Raw genomic sequence first — 2,147 nt, 5'->3', positions numbered from 1 at the left:
TCGATGAGCGCCGCACCGGTTCCGCTCCCCCGCGCATCCGGGTGCACGAAGAGGTCCTCGAGGTAGCAGTAGGGTCCGACCGACCACGTCGAGGGGTGCGTCAGCCAATGGACGAGCCCGACTCCCCGGCCGGCGTGGTCGCGCGCGATCGCTCCGCAGACGGCATCCGCGGGATCGATCAGGCGGGCGAAAGTGAGCTCGGTCTGCGCCGTGGTGAGCTCGGCCTCGTAGAACTCCAGGTACCCCCACCACAGTGACAGCCAGTCGTCGTGATCGTCGGCGGTGAGAGAACTGAGCGTGGTCATGCCGCCGAGAATAGTCCCACTCAGCGGGTGAGGATCAGCGCGTCGCCCTGACCGCCGCCGCCGCACAGCGCGACCGCCGCCGTGCCACCACCGCGTCGGACGAGCTCATGGACCGCGTGGACGACGAGGCGGTTGCCCGAGGCGCCGATCGGGTGGCCGATCGCGATGCCGCCGCCGTGGATGTTCACGACATCGTCGGACAGACCCAGTTCGAACTGCGAGCGGACCACGACCGCGCCGAAGGCCTCGTTGATCTCCACGATGTCGAGGTCATCGGCGGTGATGCCCTGCTTGTGCAGAGCCTTCTCGATCGCCCGCGCGGGCTGCGCGTGCAGCGAGTTGTCGGGACCGGCCACCTGACCGGATGCGCCGACGACGGCGAGCACGGTCCAGCGGTTCTCATCGGCGTGCGAGCGAGTCGTGAGCACGACGGCGGAGGCTCCGTCAGAGATCTGCGACGAGTTGCCGGCCGTGATCGACCCGCCCTCGGCGAACGCGGCACGCAGCTTGCCCAGCGTCTCGACCGTGGTCTCGGGGCGGATGCCCTCGTCCGCGGTCACGACGATCGGGTCGCCGGTGCGTTGCGGGATCTGGACCGGAACGATCTCGGCCTCGAAGACTCCCGCCTGGGCGGCGGCGGCGGCGCGCTGATGAGAGCGGGCGGCGACGGCGTCCTGCGCCTCGCGGGTGATCTCGAGTCGCGCGTTGTGCCGCTCGGTCGAGGCGCCCATGCTCTCGCGATCGTACGCGTCGGTGAGGCCGTCGAAGGCCATGTGGTCGAGCACCTCGATCGATCCGTAGGCCCAGCCTTCGCGCGAGCCCATGAGCAGGTGCGGCGAGCGGGTCATCGACTCCATTCCCGCCGCCACGACGACAGCGGCGTCGCCGACGGCGATCATGCGCGCGCCGTCGATGATGGCCGTGAGGCCGGAGAGGCACACTTTGTTCACGGAGCCCGAATGAACATCCCACGGGATGCCGGCGCCCACGGCCGCCTGACGCGCCGGGTTCTGACCCGCCCCCGCGGCGAGCACCTGCCCGACGAGCACCGCGTCGACCGACTCGGGCGCGATGCCGCCCTGTGCGAGCGCACCGCGGATCGCAGCGCTGCCGAGCTGCACGGCGGTCAGCGAGCCGAGCTGGCCCTTCAGGCGGCCCTGCGGTGTGCGGGCGGCTGCAACAATGACGACATCGTCCACGTTGTTCATGCATTCACCTTAAGCGCGTCGGAAATGTCATGGCAGACCCCGTGAGCGCGACCGCTTCGGCTGGTCCTCCCCCGCCTTGGGCGCGTCGACGGTGACGTCGATGAGATCCTGACCGCGGTCGCTCGACCAGATCGCCTCGAGCCCGCGGCTGCCGTGCTGCGCGGCGCGCACTGCGCGCTCGTCGGCCCAGCCGTTCAGGCGGTGCCCGGCGTGGCCCTTGACGTGCTCGAAGGTGACATCGGGCAGTCCGGCGGCGCGGCGTGCATCACGCGCCTCGATGAGCGCCTGCAGGATCTCGACGTTCTTCGTGGGCTCCTTCGTGCTGGTCTTCCATCCGCGGCGCGCGTGCGCGTCCATCCACGTCTGGTAGGTGTTGATCGCGTACATCGAGTCGGCCTGGATGTGCAGGTCGGCGACCGCGGCGTTGTCGCGGATCGCATAGAGCACCGCGAGAAGCTCGCCGATGTTGTTGGTGCCGGCCTCGAGGGAACCCGCCGACCAGCGGCCGTCTTCGCCGACCCATGCCCATCCGGCGGGACCGGGATTGCGCATGCATGCACCGTCGGTTGCGACGGTATAGGTAGCCATGGTGCACCCCCTGGGACTTGAACCCAGAACCCACTGATTAAGAGTC

The 2,147-nt window shown here is 69.5% G+C and carries 3 protein-coding genes; all 3 read right to left on the bottom strand.

What is annotated here, in order from left to right; all coding sequences use genetic code 11:
• Positions 1-305, bottom strand: a 305-nt coding sequence (locus tag QZV84_RS08260) for a GNAT family N-acetyltransferase (RefSeq protein ID WP_292828115.1), incomplete at its 3' end; no start/stop codon positions are given.
• A gap of 20 nt (positions 306-325) precedes the next feature.
• A complete protein-coding gene (locus QZV84_RS08255; protein WP_292828112.1) occupies positions 326-1,513 on the bottom strand; it encodes an acetyl-CoA C-acyltransferase in 1,188 nt (395 codons plus the stop codon).
• A 27-nt stretch (positions 1,514-1,540) separates the two neighbouring features.
• Positions 1,541-2,101 (bottom strand): ribonuclease H, encoded by a 561-nt coding sequence (locus QZV84_RS08250; RefSeq protein ID WP_292828109.1) that lies wholly within the window; start codon positions 2,099-2,101, stop codon positions 1,541-1,543.
• Positions 2,102-2,147: the final 46 nt, after the last annotated feature.

The sequence above is a fragment of the Microbacterium sp. genome, from assembly GCF_011620715.1.
Lineage (GTDB): Bacteria > Actinomycetota > Actinomycetes > Actinomycetales > Microbacteriaceae > Microbacterium.
Note: the sequence above shows the minus strand (reverse complement) of the source record. Positions and strands in the feature narration are given on the sequence as shown.

What these genes read in the sequence shown, in the direction of transcription:
- QZV84_RS08255 (WP_292828112.1), bottom strand. Translation starts at nt 1,513, where the DNA reads ATGAACAACGTGGACGATGTCGTCATTGTTGCAGCCGCCCGCACACCG.
- QZV84_RS08250 (WP_292828109.1), bottom strand. Translation starts at nt 2,101, where the DNA reads ATGGCTACCTATACCGTCGCAACCGACGGTGCATGCATGCGCAATCCC.